Source organism: Streptomyces sp. NPDC006733 (genome assembly GCF_040636125.1).
Taxonomy (GTDB): domain Bacteria; phylum Actinomycetota; class Actinomycetes; order Streptomycetales; family Streptomycetaceae; genus Actinacidiphila.
This window is the reverse complement of the sequence record NZ_JBEYJD010000063.1, coordinates 1-17255: the sequence shown is the minus strand read 5'-3', so window position 1 is coordinate 17255 and position 17255 is coordinate 1. Positions and strand designations below refer to the sequence as shown.

The 17255-nt window shown below is 72.5% G+C and carries 16 protein-coding genes and 1 pseudogene; 7 read left to right on the top strand and 10 right to left on the bottom strand.

The features are described from left to right. Positions 1-43 precede the first annotated feature (43 nt). Together ABZ721_RS36425 and ABZ721_RS36420 are read right to left on the bottom strand one after the other, a co-directional pair. Positions 44-1066 (bottom strand): winged helix-turn-helix domain-containing protein, encoded by a 1023-nt coding sequence (locus ABZ721_RS36425; protein ID WP_358793087.1) that lies wholly within the window; start codon positions 1064-1066, stop codon positions 44-46. A gap of 821 nt (positions 1067-1887) precedes the next feature. After that, positions 1888-2649 (bottom strand): isocitrate lyase/phosphoenolpyruvate mutase family protein, encoded by a 762-nt coding sequence (locus tag ABZ721_RS36420; RefSeq protein ID WP_358793086.1) that lies wholly within the window; start codon positions 2647-2649, stop codon positions 1888-1890. A gap of 360 nt (positions 2650-3009) precedes the next feature. On the opposite strand from ABZ721_RS36420, the pseudogene ABZ721_RS36415 reads away from it, so the two are divergent. Beyond that, positions 3010-3168 (top strand): annotated as a pseudogene (locus ABZ721_RS36415) (N-acetyltransferase); the annotation flags it as partial. Positions 3169-3285: 117 nt separating this feature from the next. Here ABZ721_RS36415 and chrA read toward each other — a convergent pair. From chrA to ABZ721_RS36400, 3 genes are all read right to left on the bottom strand, one after another. Next, the gene (gene chrA, locus ABZ721_RS36410; protein WP_358793085.1) at positions 3286-4467 is read right to left on the bottom strand and encodes a chromate efflux transporter; all 1182 of its coding nucleotides are present in this window, start codon (positions 4465-4467) and stop codon (positions 3286-3288) included. 794 nt (positions 4468-5261) lie between these two features. Then, entirely contained in the window at positions 5262-5906 is a 645-nt protein-coding gene (locus ABZ721_RS36405) for a dihydrofolate reductase family protein (protein WP_358793084.1), read from the bottom strand. A gap of 331 nt (positions 5907-6237) precedes the next feature. Next, a complete protein-coding gene (locus ABZ721_RS36400) occupies positions 6238-6786 on the bottom strand; it encodes a carboxymuconolactone decarboxylase family protein (RefSeq protein WP_358793083.1) in 549 nt (182 codons plus the stop codon). Between the two features lie 134 nt (positions 6787-6920). Here ABZ721_RS36400 and ABZ721_RS36395 point away from each other — a divergent pair, with 134 nt between their 5' ends. The 3 genes from ABZ721_RS36395 to ABZ721_RS36385 all read left to right on the top strand — a co-directional run bounded on the left by ABZ721_RS36395 (position 6921) and on the right by ABZ721_RS36385 (position 8859). Further along, positions 6921-7607: a MarR family winged helix-turn-helix transcriptional regulator gene (locus ABZ721_RS36395; RefSeq protein ID WP_358793082.1), complete on the top strand. Its 687-nt coding sequence runs from the start codon at positions 6921-6923 to the stop codon at positions 7605-7607. A gap of 518 nt (positions 7608-8125) precedes the next feature. Further along, positions 8126-8596 carry a DUF6234 family protein gene (locus tag ABZ721_RS36390; protein WP_358793081.1) on the top strand — a complete coding sequence of 157 codons (471 nt, stop codon included), beginning with the start codon at positions 8126-8128 and terminating at the stop codon, positions 8594-8596. Between the two features lie 104 nt (positions 8597-8700). Then, on the top strand, positions 8701-8859 hold the full coding sequence (locus ABZ721_RS36385; RefSeq protein WP_358793080.1) for a hypothetical protein: 159 nt from the start codon (positions 8701-8703) through the stop codon (positions 8857-8859). Positions 8860-8927: 68 nt separating this feature from the next. Here the strand turns inward: ABZ721_RS36385 and ABZ721_RS36380 are convergent, their stop codons facing one another. Continuing rightward, positions 8928-9359 (bottom strand): hypothetical protein, encoded by a 432-nt coding sequence (locus tag ABZ721_RS36380; protein WP_358793079.1) that lies wholly within the window; start codon positions 9357-9359, stop codon positions 8928-8930. Positions 9360-9988: 629 nt separating this feature from the next. On the opposite strand from ABZ721_RS36380, the gene ABZ721_RS36375 reads away from it, so the two are divergent. Then, positions 9989-10357, top strand: coding sequence for a hypothetical protein (locus ABZ721_RS36375; RefSeq protein WP_358793078.1), 369 nt, complete (start codon positions 9989-9991; stop codon positions 10355-10357). Between the two features lie 124 nt (positions 10358-10481). On the opposite strand, the gene ABZ721_RS36370 is transcribed toward ABZ721_RS36375, so the two are convergent. The 3 genes from ABZ721_RS36370 to ABZ721_RS36360 form a co-directional block, all read right to left on the bottom strand. After that, a complete protein-coding gene (locus ABZ721_RS36370; protein ID WP_358793077.1) occupies positions 10482-11408 on the bottom strand; it encodes a hypothetical protein in 927 nt (308 codons plus the stop codon). A 751-nt stretch (positions 11409-12159) separates the two neighbouring features. After that, a complete protein-coding gene (locus ABZ721_RS36365; RefSeq protein ID WP_358793076.1) occupies positions 12160-12423 on the bottom strand; it encodes a helix-turn-helix domain-containing protein in 264 nt (87 codons plus the stop codon). Positions 12424-12694: 271 nt separating this feature from the next. Continuing rightward, a complete protein-coding gene (locus ABZ721_RS36360) occupies positions 12695-13228 on the bottom strand; it encodes a hypothetical protein (RefSeq protein ID WP_358793075.1) in 534 nt (177 codons plus the stop codon). Positions 13229-13601: 373 nt separating this feature from the next. On the opposite strand from ABZ721_RS36360, the gene ABZ721_RS36355 reads away from it, so the two are divergent. Further along, complete coding sequence (locus ABZ721_RS36355) at positions 13602-14768, top strand: helix-turn-helix transcriptional regulator (protein ID WP_358793074.1); 1167 nt, start codon at positions 13602-13604, stop codon at positions 14766-14768. 123 nt (positions 14769-14891) lie between these two features. Here the strand turns inward: ABZ721_RS36355 and ABZ721_RS36350 are convergent, their stop codons facing one another. After that, positions 14892-15605: a TetR/AcrR family transcriptional regulator gene (locus tag ABZ721_RS36350; protein WP_358793073.1), complete on the bottom strand. Its 714-nt coding sequence runs from the start codon at positions 15603-15605 to the stop codon at positions 14892-14894. 95 nt (positions 15606-15700) lie between these two features. On the opposite strand from ABZ721_RS36350, the gene ABZ721_RS36345 reads away from it, so the two are divergent. Next, complete coding sequence (locus ABZ721_RS36345) at positions 15701-17158, top strand: MFS transporter (protein ID WP_358793072.1); 1458 nt, start codon at positions 15701-15703, stop codon at positions 17156-17158. Positions 17159-17255 lie beyond the last annotated feature (97 nt).

Genomic DNA, 17255 nt, shown 5'->3' with positions numbered 1-17255 from the left:
TGCGGGTGGTCGCCGTGCTGCGGTCAGGGGCTTGGGCCACCGCTCAAAGAGAGCCGCCGTCCGGTGCGCCGTCGCGCATCGCGCCGAGCAGCTCACGTCCCAGGGCGGTGGTCACGTGCAGCACGGACGAGCCCGAACGGCTGGTCGTGATCAGGCCCGCATCACGCAGGGCCTTGGTGTGCTGGCTGGCCGCCGCGGGGGTGACGCCGAGGCGGCCGGCGAGCGCGGTGGTCCCGCAGGCGTCCATGAGGAGTTGCAGCGCGGCCGCGCGGGTGCGGCCGAGCAGGACGCCGAGCGCCTCGTCGGCGCCGGCGCCGTTGTCGCCCTGCCACAGGGCGCAGGCGTCGGCCAGGTCGGTCACCGCCGGGACGGTCAACCGCGGCACCGACTGCTCGTCGTGCGGGTCGTGGAGCAGGCTGAGTTCGCGCCAGGAGAAGATCGTCGGCGCAAGGACCAGCCCCCGTCCCCCCAGATGGACCTCGACCGGGCGGGGATGGCGCACCTCCAGCACCGGCGGGCACCACCGCACCAGCGTCGGGCACAGCGAGGCGAGCAGCTCCTCGACGCCGCCCTCCAGGAAAGCACGGGCGTACCGCGCGCGGACCGCGTCGAGGCGCGACCGGGCCGCCTGCCAGTACGGCCTGACGGTTGCACGGTGGCTGGACGCGAGGGCGGCCGCCAGCTGCCCGCGCGCTTCGCCGTCTCCCTCGACCAGGGTTCGCGCCCAGGAGGAGCCGGCGGCGTTGAAGCCGACCGCCTCGAACTCCCGGCGGACGCGGGCGCGCGGAACCCGCAGCAGGGAGTCGACGGCCTCGTCGATGTCGGGCGAGTCCCCGGCGAGGGCCAGCAGATCGATCCCCGGGCCGCGGTCCGGCATCAGGACGGTCAGCGGCTTGGCCTCCTGCGGCAATCGGTCGGCGATCTGCGCACGCCAGTGCCAGAACGGAACCGCCAGGCCGCGCCGGCCCAGCAGCTCCAGGCTGTAGTACGTCTCCACGGCCGCGCCGATCGTGGCGGCCACCCGGGTGCGGGCGAGATCGTCCGCGGTGAAATGGATACGCAACACCACTGGCCCCACGGCTCCCGGGCTCGTACGGTGCCGCGGGCTGATCCGAGGCCACTCGCGACCGACCGCTCGCGTGGCGGACGGCGGGAGACATTATCCGGCGCTCCCAAGGGAGCCTTCAACAGCATTTTCGGACCTTCTGTACACCGGCGGACCGCAGCGGCGGTTCAGCCACGGCGGCCCGGCCGGCTTCGCTCTCCTGCGCCAGCGAGCATCTTGGCTCACTGATCGGCCCGCTGCCGCCGGCCTGGATCGACACCCACGGCGACCGCTCCTACGGGGAGCGCCAACTGCTGCGACCGCAGAAGATCCTCGTGGTTGCGGCGCTGGGCCGGAGACCTCCGGACATCGGCCACATCCTGGCCGCGCAGGTGGACGAGTTGAAAGCCCTGCGGCGCCAGCGCCGTTGGCTGCGCGCCGAACGGGACCGGCTCAATGCCCTGGCCGCCGCTGACGTCCGCGCAATCACTGCAGGTGCTGGGGGACGAGCGGCAACCCAGGCAGATCCGTATCGGTCGTCAACACAGGCAGGGGACGGTGCCGTCTGCGCGTCGTCTCTCCGCGGGCGCCAAGGAAGACCTCCGGCTGCGTCCAGGGTTGCTACGGCGGTTGCGTCAGGCAGGGCGTGCCGCATCGGTGACGACCGGCCCTCCCCGCACAACCACGCCCCCATCGCGCACCACCGTGGACCGCACCCCCGACCTGCACCGTGCTCCCCCGCCCAGGTCGGTCCGCGGGCACCGAGGAAGGCACCCGGGCGGCGTCATGGGAACGGCGGGCGCCCTTGGGGAAGGGCGTCCGCCGTCCGTTCGCTCCGCTCGTCAGGGGGCCCAGGGCGCGATCATGTCCTTCATGGCGTCCGTCAGCGCGAACTGCAGCAGCGGGCCGTAGGTGATCCGGCCGACGCCGAGGCGGCGAAAGCGCTCCAGGTCGTGCTTGACGGGGTGGGCGGTGGAGTTGACAGGCACGGCGACGGCGCCGATCACCGCCGTGAGCAGCTCGTCGTTGTCCTGAATGCCGACCGGGTAGACGCTGTCGGCGCCGGCCTGCTCCAGGGCCTGCAGGCGCTCGATCGCTTCCTTGAGGACGTCGGCGGCGTCCGTGGCGTGCAGGAACAGGTCCGTGCGCCCGTTGACCCACAGCGGAACCCCGGCGGCGTCGGCCGCCGCGCGCACACCCGCGATGTAGCTCGCGTGCTCTTGCGTGGTGCGCACGCGTCCGCCGTCCGAGTGGACGGTGTCCTCGAGGTTCAGACCGGCACCGCCGACCTCGATGAGTCCGGCGACGAGGTCTGCGGGCTCCTGCCCGTACCCGGCCTCCAGGTCCACCGACACCGGGACGTCGACCGCCGCGATGATCGGCCGGACGGCGGCGAGGACCTCTTCGAAGGTCTGGCCTTCGTGGTCGGCGGCTCCGCGGGAGTCGGCGAGCGGATGACTGCCGATGGTCAGCGCAGGGAATCCGGCATCGGCGGCGGTCCGCGCGGACCACACATCCCAGACGGTCGGCAGCACGAGCGGCCGGTTGTCGGCGTGCAGCTGCTTGAGGCGTTGAGCGCGCTCAACGGTGATACGAATGTCCATACTCCCGACGCTACCCGTAGATCGTCCTGCGCAACGTGCCGGCCGGAAGGGAGCGTCCCCCGCTTCCCCGCCGCGCCGGGGGCGATCGGCCGGCGCTCGTTCGTCGGCACCGCCCCCACCCGGGGTGCGGTCTGGTGCCCGGCGGTCCTGACTGCCGTCGTGGGCCAGTCCCTTGAGGCCCACCGGACCTCACGGGCCTGCTCCCGGTGCTCACCGCGCGGCAGGTGTGCGGTGAGCCGTCGGCGACGGCTGGGTGGCCCGCGGTGCACGCGCCCGCGCCCCACGGGTGTCAGGTGCCGCAGGCGCAGCCGGCGGCGGCCTTGGCGTCGGTGGGGGGGCCGGGTCGTCGAGGACCTGGTCCTGCTGCGGGCGCTGCTGGCCTCCAGCGATGCCGCCGGGACCGGGACCGTGCAGTCCGGTGTCTTCGCGGAGAACACCGCCGGCCTGGCCCTGCACGCCAGGGCCGGCTTCCGCGTCGTCGGCACCCGAGAGCGTCTCGGCCGCCACCACGGCCGCTGACGCGACGTGGTGCTGTTGGAGCGGCGGAGCTCCGCCGTCTCCTGACGGGGCCCCGGGCGGGCGCGAGGCGGCTGCGGCCGGTACGGGCCACCGACCCGTGCGCCTTCCCCTCAGCGATCAGCCGACGGGCCAGCCGATGAACGCGGCCGCGACGCCCGCGACGCCCGCGCCGAGCAGCGCGCTGACCACGCCCCGGCGGGCGGCGAGCACCCAGAGCGCCGCGAGGGCGAGGACGCCGTACTGCCAGGCGTGCTGGAGCGCGAGCGCCAAGGGGATCGTGGCGCCGGTGATCGCTCCGATCACGGCGGGTCCGGCGCCGGCGAAGAACGCCTGCACCCGGGTGTCGGCCCGCAGCCGGTCGAAGCGGGGTCCGCCGAGGATGACGAACACGAAGGAGGGGGTGAAGGCGACAGCGGCGGCAAGCAATCCGCCGGGGATGCCGGCCGCGGCGTAGCCGACGACGGCCACGGTCTGCACGACGGGGCCGGGGGTGATCTGGCCGAGGGCGACCGCGTTGAGGAACTGAGCGTCGCTCATCCAGTGGTGGACGTGGACGGCGTCGCTCTGCATCATCGGGATGATCACAAAGCCGCCGCCGTAGGACAGGGCACCGACTTTGAAGGCCACCCAGGCCAGAGCGAGCAGGCCGCCGGCGGCGGGCGCGGCAACGGCGGCCAACAGCGGCCAGGCCGCCCGGCGCTGGGGGCGCGGTGCGGCGGCGCGGGCACGGAGGGCGACCTCGACAGCTCCGGCGCCGAGCATCACGAGCACCATCCAGGGACCGATCAGCACCGCCGCCGCACCGCCGGTCAGGAAGTAGCCGATCCACCGGCAGCGGGCACCCCGCCGACGGCCGGCCCGCTGCCAGCTCGCCGGGATCAGCGAGGACGCGGCCTGTACGGCCACCGCGGCGACCGCCGCCCCGGCGCCGGCTGCGGCACCGCTCACCCAGCGCGGCGGACTGCCCGCCAGGAACAGTGCGGCCAGGGCGAGGATCAGCGCCAGGCCGGGCCCGATGAATGCCGCCCCGCCGACCAGCGCCCCCGGAATGCCCCGCAGACGCCAGGCGGTGAAGATCGCCAGCTGGGTGGAGGCCGGGCCGGGCAGCAGGTTCGTCGCCGCGATCCCGTCCTCGAACTCCGCTGCGGCGATCCACCCCCGCCGCTCCACACAGAGCCGGCGCAGCAGGGCGATATGGGTCGGCGGGCCGCCGAAGCCGGTGCAGCCGATCCAGCCCCATTCCCGGGCGATCGTCCCCAGCCCGACCCGCGGCACCGCCGGCTTCGGCTCGCCCGTCACCCGGCCCCTTCCCTGACACTCGTCGGCTCTCGTCGCTGTTCAGCGGCGCGACCCTACCTGCTGGACGTGAACGGGAGTAGGGGTGTTGCAACTGGCCGGTGCACCGGACTTGTGGCACCGGCACGGCTCCCCCGCTCGCGTCCTCCCCGCACCCCGCGTCCCGGCGGGTGCCGGCGGCGGCGATCCCGCCAACACCGGCTAGGCCCGTCCGTGCGGGGCCCCCGGCCAGCGGTCATCCGCGACCCAGGCCAGCGCCCCAGCCGGCCCCTCCTACCGGGCCGGGCCCACGCCGTGTCCCGCCGGCGGCCGGGGGGACGGTCGGTTGCTCATCGGGCCGTCCCACGGTGGGAGGGGTCCTGCTCCTGTCTGCCGACGGGAGCCTGACAGCCGCGCATGCCCGCGTGCAGCATCGACCCCTGATCGACAGAGTCGTGGCCAGGGTCGGTAGCGCGTTCGACATGTTCGACGGCCGGATCCTGGAAATCTTCGGCCGCAGTTCCCGGAGGTTCCATATCCGGACCATGAACCTGCAGGTCATAGAGCCACGGCCGGAAGGGGAGACGAGCGATCGTGATCGTCGCCGGTCCGCCTGAAACCTCAGCGCCGGGCCATCCAGGGCCCCGGACCACACGCCCGCGCATCCCACGACGGACCAACAGGCCTATGACCGCTTCATCTGTTCGCAAGGCAGATGCGTTCACAACGTCGGAGCCATCCGCTGAGAGCACTCGGCGGCCTGCCGCAGGGCAGCCCCGGGAGATAGAACCCCGGGCCGGGGCCGCCCTGAATCGTGGCTACTTTCGCCAGAACAGGTGGTGCGTCACCCCGCTCGGGCTGGGAACCACGTCCAGGTGGAACCGGTCGAGCAGTTCCTCGGGCGACTCCCACAGGCGTACACCGGATCCGAGTTTTACCGGTGAGACGGCCACGTGCAGGGTGTCGACGAGGTCGGCGTCGAGGAACTGCCGGATGGTGGTGGCCCCGCCGCCGAGCCGGACGTCCTTGCCCTGCGCCGCCTCCCGCGCTTGTGCGAGGACGGTGGCCGGGTCGCCGTCGACGAAGTGGAACGTGGTGTCGGACAGGGTGATCGAAGGGCGCTTGTGGTGGGTCAGGACGAAGACCGGGGTGTGGAAGGGAGGCTCGTCTCCCCACCAGCCCTGCCACTCGTAGTCGGGCCACGGGCCGCGTTGGGGGCCGAACTTGTTGCGGCCCATGATCTCGGCGCCGATGTTGCGGGGATAGTCCCGGGTCAGGTAGTCGTCCAGGCCCCGGCTCCCCCCGGGGTCGGTGCGCATGGGCCAGCTCGCCGTGGCGCCGGCCCAGGCGAACAGCTTCCCGGGGTCGACATGCCCGAACGGTCTCTCCAGGGTCTGGTCCTCACCGGCACCGATCCCGTCACTCGAGACGTTGAAATTCTGCACGCGCAGCAGCTGAGCCACCAGTTCCTCCAGTGTTGTCGACAACACAAGTAAGACGTGTCGGGCGAGGAAAACTCATCGCTGCGGCCCGGGTCGGTCAGGAAAGGTGCTTCCTGCGGCCCTGATCCGTGATGTTCGCGTGGGTGGGCTGTGAGCGGAGAGGGCGGGCGCCCCGGGCGAGCTGTTCGCCCCGCCCGGTTGTCCGGAAGGCGGTTGCCGGGCTGGGCCCGCTGCCCGGTTCGAGATCGTCCCAGGTCAGAGACGCCTTGGGCGGCTTCCCTGCCGTCCGGGCCGCGGGACCCGTCCGCTCCCGGACGGGGCCGGCACGGCCCGCCCCGTCCGGGAGAGCGGCTCAGGCCGTGATCGGCAGGTCGACGGCGGGGAAATCGACGTCGGTGCGGGCCACCGAGTTGAAGTAGTTCGTGAAGATGTTCAGGGCCACGGCGCCGATGATCTCGCCGATCTCCCCGTCGCCGTAGCCCGCGGCGCGCACCGCGTCGAGGTCGGCGTCGGCGACGAAGCCCTTGGTGCGCAGCACCGATCGGGCGAAGCGCAGGGCAGCCGCGGCCTTGGGGTCCGACGCGTGCGCGTGTCCGCCCGCGGCGAGGTCCTCGGCGGAGACGCCGGCGCGGGCACCGAGCACGTGGTGTGCCGCGTAGCAGTACTCGCACGAGTTCTCGGCCGCCGAGACGAGGGCGATCTGCTCGCGGAGCGATGCCGGCAGCAGGCCCTTGGACAGCGCACCGCTGAAGGACAGGTAGCCGTCCAGGACCGCGGGTGAGGTCGCCATCGCCCGCATCATGTTCGGTGTCGCGCCCAGGGCGTGCTCGACCTTGGCCAGGAGGCCCTTGGCTGCGGGTTCGGCGCTGGCGGGGTCGACGGTGCTCAGACGAGAAGGCATGGATGTCTCCATTCAGGTTTCACCAGGAAGCCCAGATTGTTAGGACTCCTACGAACAACTCGAACTTAGCTGCGCCTCCAGGCCCGCACAAGGGGTATCGTCAGGATTCCGAAAGACTTCGAGGAGGCCTCGCCGTGCCGACCGCCGACCCCGCCGACGCCCCTCCCCTGGCGCCGCAGCTGCCGCCCGACCTGGCGGCGCAGGAACTGTCCGGGAGCCCGGCAGACCCCTCGGATCTGGACCGGCGCCTGGCCTCCGCGCTCGAACGCGCGGGCCACGCACTGCGCACGCTGATCTGGACCCAGGCCACCGCCCACGGGCTCAGCCCCATTCAGGTCCAACTCCTGCTGCGCCTGGGGGTCGAACCTCCCGAACGGCGCAGAGTCGGCACGCTCGCCGCGGAGTTCGACCTCTCCGCCGCCACCGTCAGCGAGGCGCTGGCGACCTTGCGCCGCAAAGGGCTCGTCGACCGGCAGCCCGTCCCGGGCGACAAACGTGGCCATGTGATGGCGCCGACCGAAGCCGGCCTCACCGCGGCCGCGGCCCTCTCCCGCTGGCCGGACCCGGTCACCACTCACCTGGCGGCCCTGTCCACCGAGGACAAGGGCCAGACCCTGCGCCTGATCCTCGACCTGGTCGGCCATCTCGCCGACACCGGTGTCCTATCCGTCGCCCGGACCTGCACCACCTGCCGCTTCTTCCACCAGGACGAGCACGAGGACCGGCGACGGCCCCACCACTGCGCCCTGCTGGACACCGCCATCGGCGACCCAGAACTCCGCGTGGACTGCGCCGAACACCAACCGGCCAGAGAGACCTGAATGCCTCGGCCTCTGAACGGCCGCGGCCGGGCGTGCCCATGCTGCGCAGCACCGGCGGCAGCCTGCGCGGCAACCAGCACTTCCGTGCAGGCCCCATCGGCTCTGGCTCCGGGTATCTCAACAATCCCAACGCAGATCAGCGCGAGTTCAACCGCCAGTTGCAGAAGATGAACCCCGACGTCGCAATCTCCGTCCCCATCCATATCTCCCAAGCCCGGGAGGACCAACGCGTCCAGTACGCGCCTCCCCGCCCCCGCCGAACCAGGCAGCCGGCGCCCTTAGGGACGTCGCCGGCGGCGAGGCCGCACTGACAATGTCCCCTGCGGACGGCGGACTCGTCGGCGTCACGACAGCCTGCGGGAGGATTCACCTGCCCGCAGCCGCAGCAGGCGGCGCGGCCCACCGGGCGGCGCCGTCTGCTCGCCGGTAGGCCGAGCTGCTGCCCGCGGGAGCCGTGCCGGACCTTTGGGTAAGCGTACTGATGTGCACGACCGTACTCACCGGCGAGGATGGTAGGCGTGAACCTGCCCATCGCTCCCCCGGCGTTTGACGACTTCGTACGGCCGCGCACCGGTCGGAGCGCCGACGTGGGTGCGGCGGTCTGGCTGCTGCTCCTCGAAGTGGTCGCCCTGATGGCGACTTTCGGCCGTTGGCTCGTGACCGCGATGAGTGACGACCCGGACAGGCCCGCGACCCTTGACCCCTTGTGGGGCTACCTCGTTGCCGCCGGCGCCATCGCCGCCCTGGCCCTGCTGGCGGCCGTGGTCACGTCACGATCCCACGCCCTGGTGACGGTGCTGACCCAATGCTGCGTGACAGTGGGGGTGGTCAATGGAGTGGCGGTCCAGCGGCACCAGGACCGGATCGCCGCCCCGCACCCGCCGTCGGTGGCACGGTCCCGTGTCGCAGCGGAGGCGGCACCGCCAGCCACTGCGCGAGCAGCGGCGGCTGAGGCACGGGTACTCCCGTGTCGGGGTGGGCTGTCGTGACGCGCGTGGTGGCGTTGGCGCCAGCGAGGTCGTGGCGGGTGCGTAGCGGTGTTATACCCGCAGCCGGAATGGTCCCATACATACCGGTGCAATACCACGAGGGCATGCTTCATCACGCGGCCCACGCCATCGGCCCGCGGACCGTCCCCACCGGTGGTGAACGCGACGTCGGGGACTACTTCGACCGCCCGACGCGCCCGCTGTCGGCCGTTCCCCACCGCCGAGCGTCCCCGGTGGGTGCGGCGCAGGAGGCGGACGGGTGATCCTGCCGGTCGCAGCCGCGCGTGGGCCGCTGCGACCGGAGGGGGCGAGGATGTGGTGCGCTGTGCTGTCAGGCGGCGGCGCAGGCCTTGACCGCGGCAGCGGTGGCGGTGGCCGCGGTAGTAGCGGCGGCCACGCCGGCCGTGGTGGAGGTCACGGCGGCGGTGGCGGCGGCGGTCGCGGTGCCCAGTGCGGAGGTGATCGCGGTGGCGGGGGATCCGGCGGCGACGGCGGCGGCGAGTTCCTTGACGGCGGCAGCCGCTGCGGCGGCGTCCGTTTCGGAGACCTTGGCGGCGGCTTCGGCGTTGGCGCCCGAGACGGCGGCAGCCGTGGTGGACTGAGCGCAGGACGCCGGGTCGGCCAGGGAGGCGGAGACCTGGTGCCCCGCGGTCGTGCGGGTGGGAAGCGAGGTGGCACCGGCGGGCGCCACGCCCAGCAGGGTGCTGCCCGCCAGGCACGTGCTGACGGCGAACGAGGTGAGGGCGATACGGCGGATCGTCACGAGAGGTTCCCTGTCCGAACGGAGCGGTCCCCCGGTGCCGGGCGGAGGCCGGGCTGCGGGGATGAGCTGACGGACCCGCCGGCTCCCCTGAAGAGGAACACCGAAATCCGTGGACGGCGCGCTCGGAACGCTCCCCACCACGGGCCGCGCGGACGCGGCCTCTGTGCGCCGTCCGCCGAAGAACGCCCGGTCAGGGAGGGTAGCGCGGACACACGGACGAGAATCGGACACATCTGCGAATATCCCCCGATGGACTAGGTCACCCGGTGGCGAACCCGGGCGGGCAGGCCTCCGGCTGCCCTGGCGACGCCCGCGTCCCGGACGATCCCCGCGGGTCGGGGATGCGTCCGAGCACCTCCCGCGACAAGCAAAGCTCGGGGCGGCGTGCGAGCCGGCCTCGTCCCCGTCGCCTGCGGGGTGCGGCCGGGCGGTGGCGACTCGTTCGGCCTCAACAGGATGCGGGTGGGGCGAGAGGGTGTTCAGCTCTGGCGGGGAGCCGTGCCGTGGCTTGCCGCATGACGGGCAGCGCATCGCGTGCTGCTTTCCGTGTGGCTTCGGGCTGCGAGTTCAAGGCCCGTACTGGTGCAGCTTCGTGGGGGTTCATCCCTTCAACTGTCAGGAGTTCAACCATGCAGCTTCGCCGTACCGCCGCCCTGTCCCTGGCCGCCTCGGTCCTGGCGGTGAGCGGTGGGTTGCTGACCGCGCCGTCGGCCGCCGCTGCCGCGCCCGTTCCGCCCGACGCCGCCGCGTGCGTGGGTCTGCTCAAGGACGCGGCCACCGCGGCGGCGGCCTTCGCGGAGGCCAACGTCACGTACTCGGCCAGCATGGCTGCCGCGTTGGTCATCGCCGCCGATCCGGCTGCTGCGCAGGCCACGGCGGCAGAGGCCCTCAAGGCCCAGCAGACCGCCAACGACGCGGCGGCGGCCGCCCTCAAGACCGCGGCCGCCGCGGCAGGTTGTGTGCTGCCGGTGCCCGTCCCGCCGCTGCCGACCGCCTGACGTTCCCGGGGCCCTGGCCCCAGGGGTATGACGGCGCGCGCCGGTGCCACCGAGAGTCGGCTCATCGACCCTCGGTGGCACCGGTGATCAGGGGTCAGCGATCACCCCCGGGGAGCGCGGCAGGTCACGGGGTGCCGTTGGCGCCGTTCGCGCAGGGACTGCCGCCCCCGAAGGTTCCGCCGAGGCCACCGGTGCCGCCGTGGAAGAGCACGCCCGCGGTCGCGTTGCCGCCGGCGCCGCCGATCCCGCAGGCACCGTCGGCGCTGGCACCGGACTTGGCGCCGCCGTTGCCGCCGTTGCCGCCGTTGCCACCGGAGTTGAGGAGGCCGCCGTTGCTGATCCCGCCGGCACCGCCGATACCGGCAGCACCGCCCGGGTACGCGCCGCCGGTGCTGCCGTTGCCACCCTGGCCGCCCTTGCCTCCCTTGCCGCCGTTGCCGGAGGCATTGCTGCCGCCGGCGCCGCCGTTGCCGCCCGCGCCGCCGCCGTGACCGATGCCGCCGTTGCCCGCGTTGCCGCCCGCACCGCCGTCCGATCCCCCTGCGCCGCCGAGGCCGCCGCGGCCGCCCGCGCCGGCGTTGGCACCGGAGTTGCCACCGGCACCACCGGTTCCGCCCGCGCCCGCGTGGGTACCCATGCCGCCGGCACCGCCCGCGCCGCCGGCACCGGTCAGGCCGCCGGCCGCCCCGGTGCCGCCGTTGCCGCCCGCCCCTCCGTTGGGGCCGGCGTTGCCGCCGACAGCGCCCGCTCCGCCCGACCCGCTGCCCAGACCGGTGCCGCCGTTGCCACCGGCACCGCCGCCCCCGCCCAGGATCCCGTTGCCGCCGGGGCCACCCGCGCCCCCGGCGCAGTCGCCACTGCCGGTCGCAGGGCCACCCGCGGTGCCGGGAAATCCGCTGGGGTGCGCGGGGGTGCCGTTGGCACCCGCGACGCCGGCCGTGCCCGCGGTGCAGGCGAGGGCCGATGCCCCGGCCGGAGCGCCGAGGAAGAGTGCCACGCCGGCGAAGAGCGTGGGCAGTGCGAGGAGGACGGTGGTGCGTTTCCTGTTCACGACGAGGTGTCCTTTGGCTCAGGTGCAGTGGGGGTGAGCGGAGCAAAAGCAGGCCGGCACGCACCGGAAAAAGGAAAGAGACGTTCCTCGAACCCTTTTCCGCGACGCAGACCGGCAGATGGCCGGACGATCCGGGACCCCTCTCATAGGACACGTCTTTTTTCATATTTGTAATGGACCAAGGAGTGCGATATTCCTCGATATTTGCCCAGGCCGGCAATGCTCTGCTTGGCGTAGGCAAAGCCACTCCTCAAGGTGTGTTTACTGCTCTGTGCTGCCGCACCCGCGCAGCACCGATGCCGTGACGCACCCGCTCGCAGATGCCCCGGCGGGGCTCCTGAACTGCAGTTTTTCCCCCAGCCCCGGCAACGGGCCGGCTCGTGTGGGACCCGCGCGCCCGTGCCGTGGCGGGTACGCCGGAGCAGCGCCAGTGGCATGACGGCCAGGGGCGTGACGGACGCTACGCCCGCCGCAAGGCGTTTTCGTGTTTATTTCGGCGTCGCTGAATACAGCAATTTTCGACATTCCGCGCCACGGTTATTCGAACGGACCGTGCATGCCCCATGTATCGCGTGCGGAAATATCCTCGACGCCACCACCGGCGAGGGTGTCGTCCCCGTACTACCGCAGGGGATGATGTCCTGTCCGAGGAGCGGACCGCCGTCAGTGAGGTCCGCTCGATCCCGAACGGGGAACGGACCACCCCTGCGCGCTAGGGAAGAGCGTCGACAGGCCGTCACCTCTGCTGGCATCAGTCCCTGGCGTCGTCCGAGGCGCTGAGCAGGTCCCGACCCAGCCGGGTCGGGTGGTGGTGAACGGTCTGGGCGTTGCGGAACGTGGCAATCAGGCCGGCCTCGCGCAGGGCGGTGGCCTGCTGGGAGACAGCAGCGGCAGACAGGCCCTGGACCGCCGCGAGGTCTCCGGTGGTCAGAGCGGTGAGTCCGCCGGGCAGGTCGAGCAGCGGTACGGCGGGCAGGACTGGGACGGCCCGCACTCTGGCGGCTGCTGACCCCATCCGCACGACTCTGGCCGGGCGGGACAGCGGGGGCGGGGGCTCGCCCTCGTGATGTCTGTCGGGTCGATGAGCGTATGTGCAGGCCGCGGGTCCAGGAGCAGGACGTGCCGCCCCGCGCACTGGTTCTGCTCGGTCTGCGGCGTCCGCCTCGCTCTGCACCTGCGCCAGGGTGGCCTGTCAGGTGCCACGGGTCGACCAGCGGCGGTACCGCTGGTCGACCCGTGGCCCGGGACCGAAGCGTTTCAGCAGCTCCGGCCAGGGCTCCCGCGACCTAGCGGGCGCTGGTGGTGTCGATGGCCACGATGCGGTTGTACCGCTCCAGCAGCACGAAGAGCTTGGTCTTCTGCGTGGTCCCACCGCTGCCGAAGGTCAAGGTGACGACGACCTCGTGACCGTTGCCCACAGTGCCGTTGTCGGACACCGTCCACCGCGCCGGGACGTTCTGCGCCCGCAGAATGCCGTCCACCCCGTTGTTCGTCTCCCAGACCGTCAGTTGCTGAGCGAAGGCGGGCGTCAGGTAGTGCTGGCGGAGCGCCGTGGACAGCGCGCCGTCCGGGTCCGTGTAGTCGCCCTTGGCGTCGATGTATGCGCCGTAGAAGTCGGCGACCCGGGTCACCGCCTGGCCGGCGATGCCGCTGACCGCCTGCGGTGCGGCGGCGGACACCGCGGCGGGGGCTTGCGTGGACGCCTGCGCCGACACCTGGGTCGATACGCCGAGTCCGACAGCCAGCACGAGGCCGGCCGCGACGGCCGCGCGGCGGCCCGGGCGGCGGTGTGCGGGGGACGTCGTGTTCATGGTGTTCATGTGCGTGTTCCTCTTCTGATCCGTAGGTGGTTGGCTCGGCCGGCTCCGGGCAGCACGGCCCGCTGGCCGATGCGTCAGGAAGTGGCCCGACGCCGGCCGGCGGCTCGTGGGCGGGTGTGACGGCGTAGCAAGCGCGGTGGCCCGGGAGGCAACCGCAGTGCACGCGGCGCCCGGATGCCGCTCACCGCCGGGAGCTCCCGGTAGCGGTGAATATCGCGGTCGGTGCAACACCACGAGCATCTGCGGTGACCGGAGTCCGGCGCAACGACTGCCGCCCCTTCAGCAGGGGTGGAACCATCCCAGCCCCTCTGACGTGCAGGGATATGAGGGTCTGGGATACCGGATCGTGGGTGGACGGCGGAGGACGGTGCCGATGCGGGACGATGTCGAGGAGTTCGCGGCGCTGCTGCACCGGCTGAAGGACCGGACAGACCGCAGCTACGGCTCGCTGGCCCGCCGCCTGAACATGAACGCCTCCACGCTGCACCGCTACTGCGCGGGTGAGACGGTGCCGCAGGACTTCGCGCCTGTGGAGCGACTGGCGGCCTTCTGCGGGGCGACACCACAGGAGCGGCTCGACCTGCACCGCCGGTGGTTGGTGGCGGTGCAGGCACGCCAGCGGGGAGCCACGGACGGCGCAGCGGCGATCGTAGCCCCGGCGCGGGACCCCGACCGGGCGCCTGCCCAGGACGGCAGCTCCGCGGAGGAGCCCGCGGACGATTCCGACCCGGTCGGGGCTGCCCCTTCCCTCGCTCCCCGCCCTGGGTACCGCCGCCGACGGGTCGTTGTGTCCACCGCCGCCGCCTGCACCCTGTTCGCCCTGTTGAGCAGCACCTCCGCCCCGTCGGACGAGCGCTCCTCGCCCGGCTCCCGGCAGCGGGCGCCCGCCCCGTCCGCGACGCCGGCCGCGGACCTGCCCCTCACCTGGAGTGTCGACTCCCTGGTGTGGGACAAGGGCTGCGGTCACGACTACGTCATCGCCAAGTCGCCCGCACAGGTGCCGGCGCCGCCGGTCGAGCCGAACGCCGGGGCGTGGGCAGTGGCGCTGGGCGCGGTGCACGGACGGCGGACGCGGGTGCAGATCGCGGTGCAGGGGCGCTCGTCCACAGCCGTGGTGCTGCAGGCATTGCACGTCCGCCTCGTCAGCCGCGCCAACCCGGCCGCCGGGAGCGCGTACGCCATGGACCAGGGCTGCGGCAGCGACCTCACGCCCCGCCGCTTCACCGTGAACCTCGATGTCGAACGGCCCATCGCCCGTCCGAACGACGGCGCCGACGGCGAACGCATCATCCCGGCCGCGCACTTCCCGTACCGCGTCTCCGCCGAGGACCCGGAGGTGCTGCTGGTCGACACCACGACCCGGACCTACGACGCCCGCTGGTACCTCGAACTCGACTGGTCCTGCCAGGGCCGCACCGGCACGATCCGCATCGATGACCACGGCCGCCCGTTCCGCACCACCAGCATCACCGGCAGGCCGCACTACTGGTACGGCACGAACGCCACCGGGACGCGAGGCTGGGTCCCGTACGACGGCTAGGGCGGCCGGGAAGCAACGGGCGCGTATCGGGGATTCTTGAGCCCGTGAGGGTGGCGGATGGGCCGACCGGGCAGGCCTCGTCCGTCCCCGGTCGGCGGGACCGACGCTATCGGTGGCTCGTCCTCACGCTCCGGCCTGCAGCCGCAGGCCCGCCAGCGTCAGCTCCAGCCCCGCGAGGAACTGGTCCTTGTCGTCGTGCCCGTCGAACTCGTCGACGATGTCGTGCACGAACGGGTACTCCGTGGCGTCGAGCTCACGCCACGTGGCGGCATACCGGCCGAGGAAGGCGTCGCGGTCCACGGTGCCGTCGAGGACCTGCGGGGGCGGTTCCTGCCCCAGATCGGCGGCGTTGCTGACCACGACGCCCACGATGGCCGATACGGCGTGGAAGCGTTGGCGCGGGGTGAGGTCCAGGCGCAGCAGCGGGCGCCCCAGCTCCTCGTACAGGCGCAGGGAGTTGCCCGGGACGTCGACGTTCTGCATGAAGTGCGCGCCGAGCCAGGGCCGGTCGACGATCGCGTCGAACAGGGTGACGGCCATCACGCGCAGGTCGTCGAACGGGTCGCCGCTGCCGGTCCGTCCTTCGATGGCGGTCAGCACGCCGCCGAGGACGTGGTCGATGGCGCCGTCGAGCAGGTCGTCCTTGCTGGAGACGTAGTAGTAGATGCTGCCGACGCCGGTGCCGAGGCGAGTGGCGAGGGCGCGGAGCGTCAGCGCCGGCGCGCCGGCCTCGTCGAGCAGGGCGACGGCCGCGGTCAGGACGGCCTCGAGGGAGTGCGAAGCGCGTTGCCGCTCTCGGGGCGGGCGGTCGGCGGGGCGCGGGCGCGGACGGGTCATGGGGTCCATCCAATCACGGCTTGCCACATCATCGAACCTCGTTCTATTGTAGAACGTCGTTCGAAAGTCGGCGACGTTACGGAAGGAGGCCCGCCATGACCACCACCGCGCCCGCCCCATCCCCCTCGCGCACCTACCCGTCGCTGCGCGCAGCCTGGATCCCCCTGGCCGCGCTCTGCCTGGCCTTCTTCGTCGAGATGGTCGACAACACCCTGCTGTCGATCGCCCTGCCCACCATCGGCCGCGACCTCGGCAGCGGCACCACCGCACTGCAGTGGGTCACCGGCGCGTACTCACTGACGTTCGGCGGCCTGCTGCTGACGGCCGGATCAATGGCCGATCGCCTCGGCCGCCGGCGTGTCCTGCTGATCGGCCTGGCCGTCTTCGGTCTGCTGAGCCTGTGCGTCGTCGCCGTCAGCACCGCGGGACAGCTCATCACCCTGCGCGCCGGCCTGGGCATCGCCGCCGCCGCGATGGCGCCCATCACCAATTCACTCGTCTTCCGGCTGTTCGACGACGCCGCACTGCGCATGCGCGCCATGACCCTGATGATCGTCGTCGGCATGTCCGGCTTCGTGCTGGGCCCGCTGCTGGGCGGCACCGCCCTCGCCCACGTGCGCTGGGAATGGCTCCTGGTCGTCAACGCCCCGATCGCCCTGATCGCGGCCATCGGCGTCCGCCTGGGCGTGCCGGCCGACCAGCCGCAGGACCTGACCCGCGACAAGCTCGACCTGCCGGGCGCCGTGCTGAGCGTCACCGCCATCGGCCTCGCCTGCTACGCCCTGACCAGCGGCGTCGAGCACGGATGGCTCTCCGCGATCACCCTCGGGTCGATCCTGGGCGCCCTGGCCGCCGGCATCGCGTTCGTGCGGCACGAGCGGCGCAGCCCCTCCCCCATGCTGGATCTGAAACTCTTCTCCAACGGCACCGTCCGCGGCGCGGCCATCGCGCAGATCGGGACGTCCATCGCGATGGCCAGTGTGATGTTCGGGCTGATCCTGCACTTCCAGTACGCCTACGGCTGGAGCCCGGTACGGGCCGGCCTGGCCAACCTCCCGATCATCGTGACGATGATCGCCGCAACCCCCCTGTCGGAATGGCTGGCCAAGCGATTCGGCCACCGCGTCGCCTGCCTGGTCGGCGCGGCCTGCCTGGCAGGCTCCCTGGCCGGCCTCGCCTGGGGCGTCGACCACGGCTACGCCGCCATCGCGCTGTGCATGGTCGTGATGACCATCGGACTGCGCACCGTCATGACGATCTGCGCCATCGCCCTGGTCGACGCGATGCCGGCCAACCGCACCTCCATCGGCACCGCCCTCAACGACACCGCCCAGGAGGTCGGCAGCAGCGTCGGCACCGCCGTGGTCGGCACCCTCATCGCCGCCCTGGTCACCACCCAGCTGCCCGCCGGCACCTGGAGCGACGCCCTCGTGGCCTCGTTCTTCCACGGCGAGCGGATCACCTACGCCGTACTGGCCGTGCTCGTCGGCCTCATCGCGGCAGGCGGCGCCCTGACCCTCACCAACTCCCGCACCACCGAGGAGCACGCCTGAGGCGTCCAGGAGGCCCACCCGACGGCGTCCGCGCTTTCCGGGGCGTCGGACCTGCCGCAGGTCTTTGCCGCGCAGCAGCTCCATCACGATGAACGGC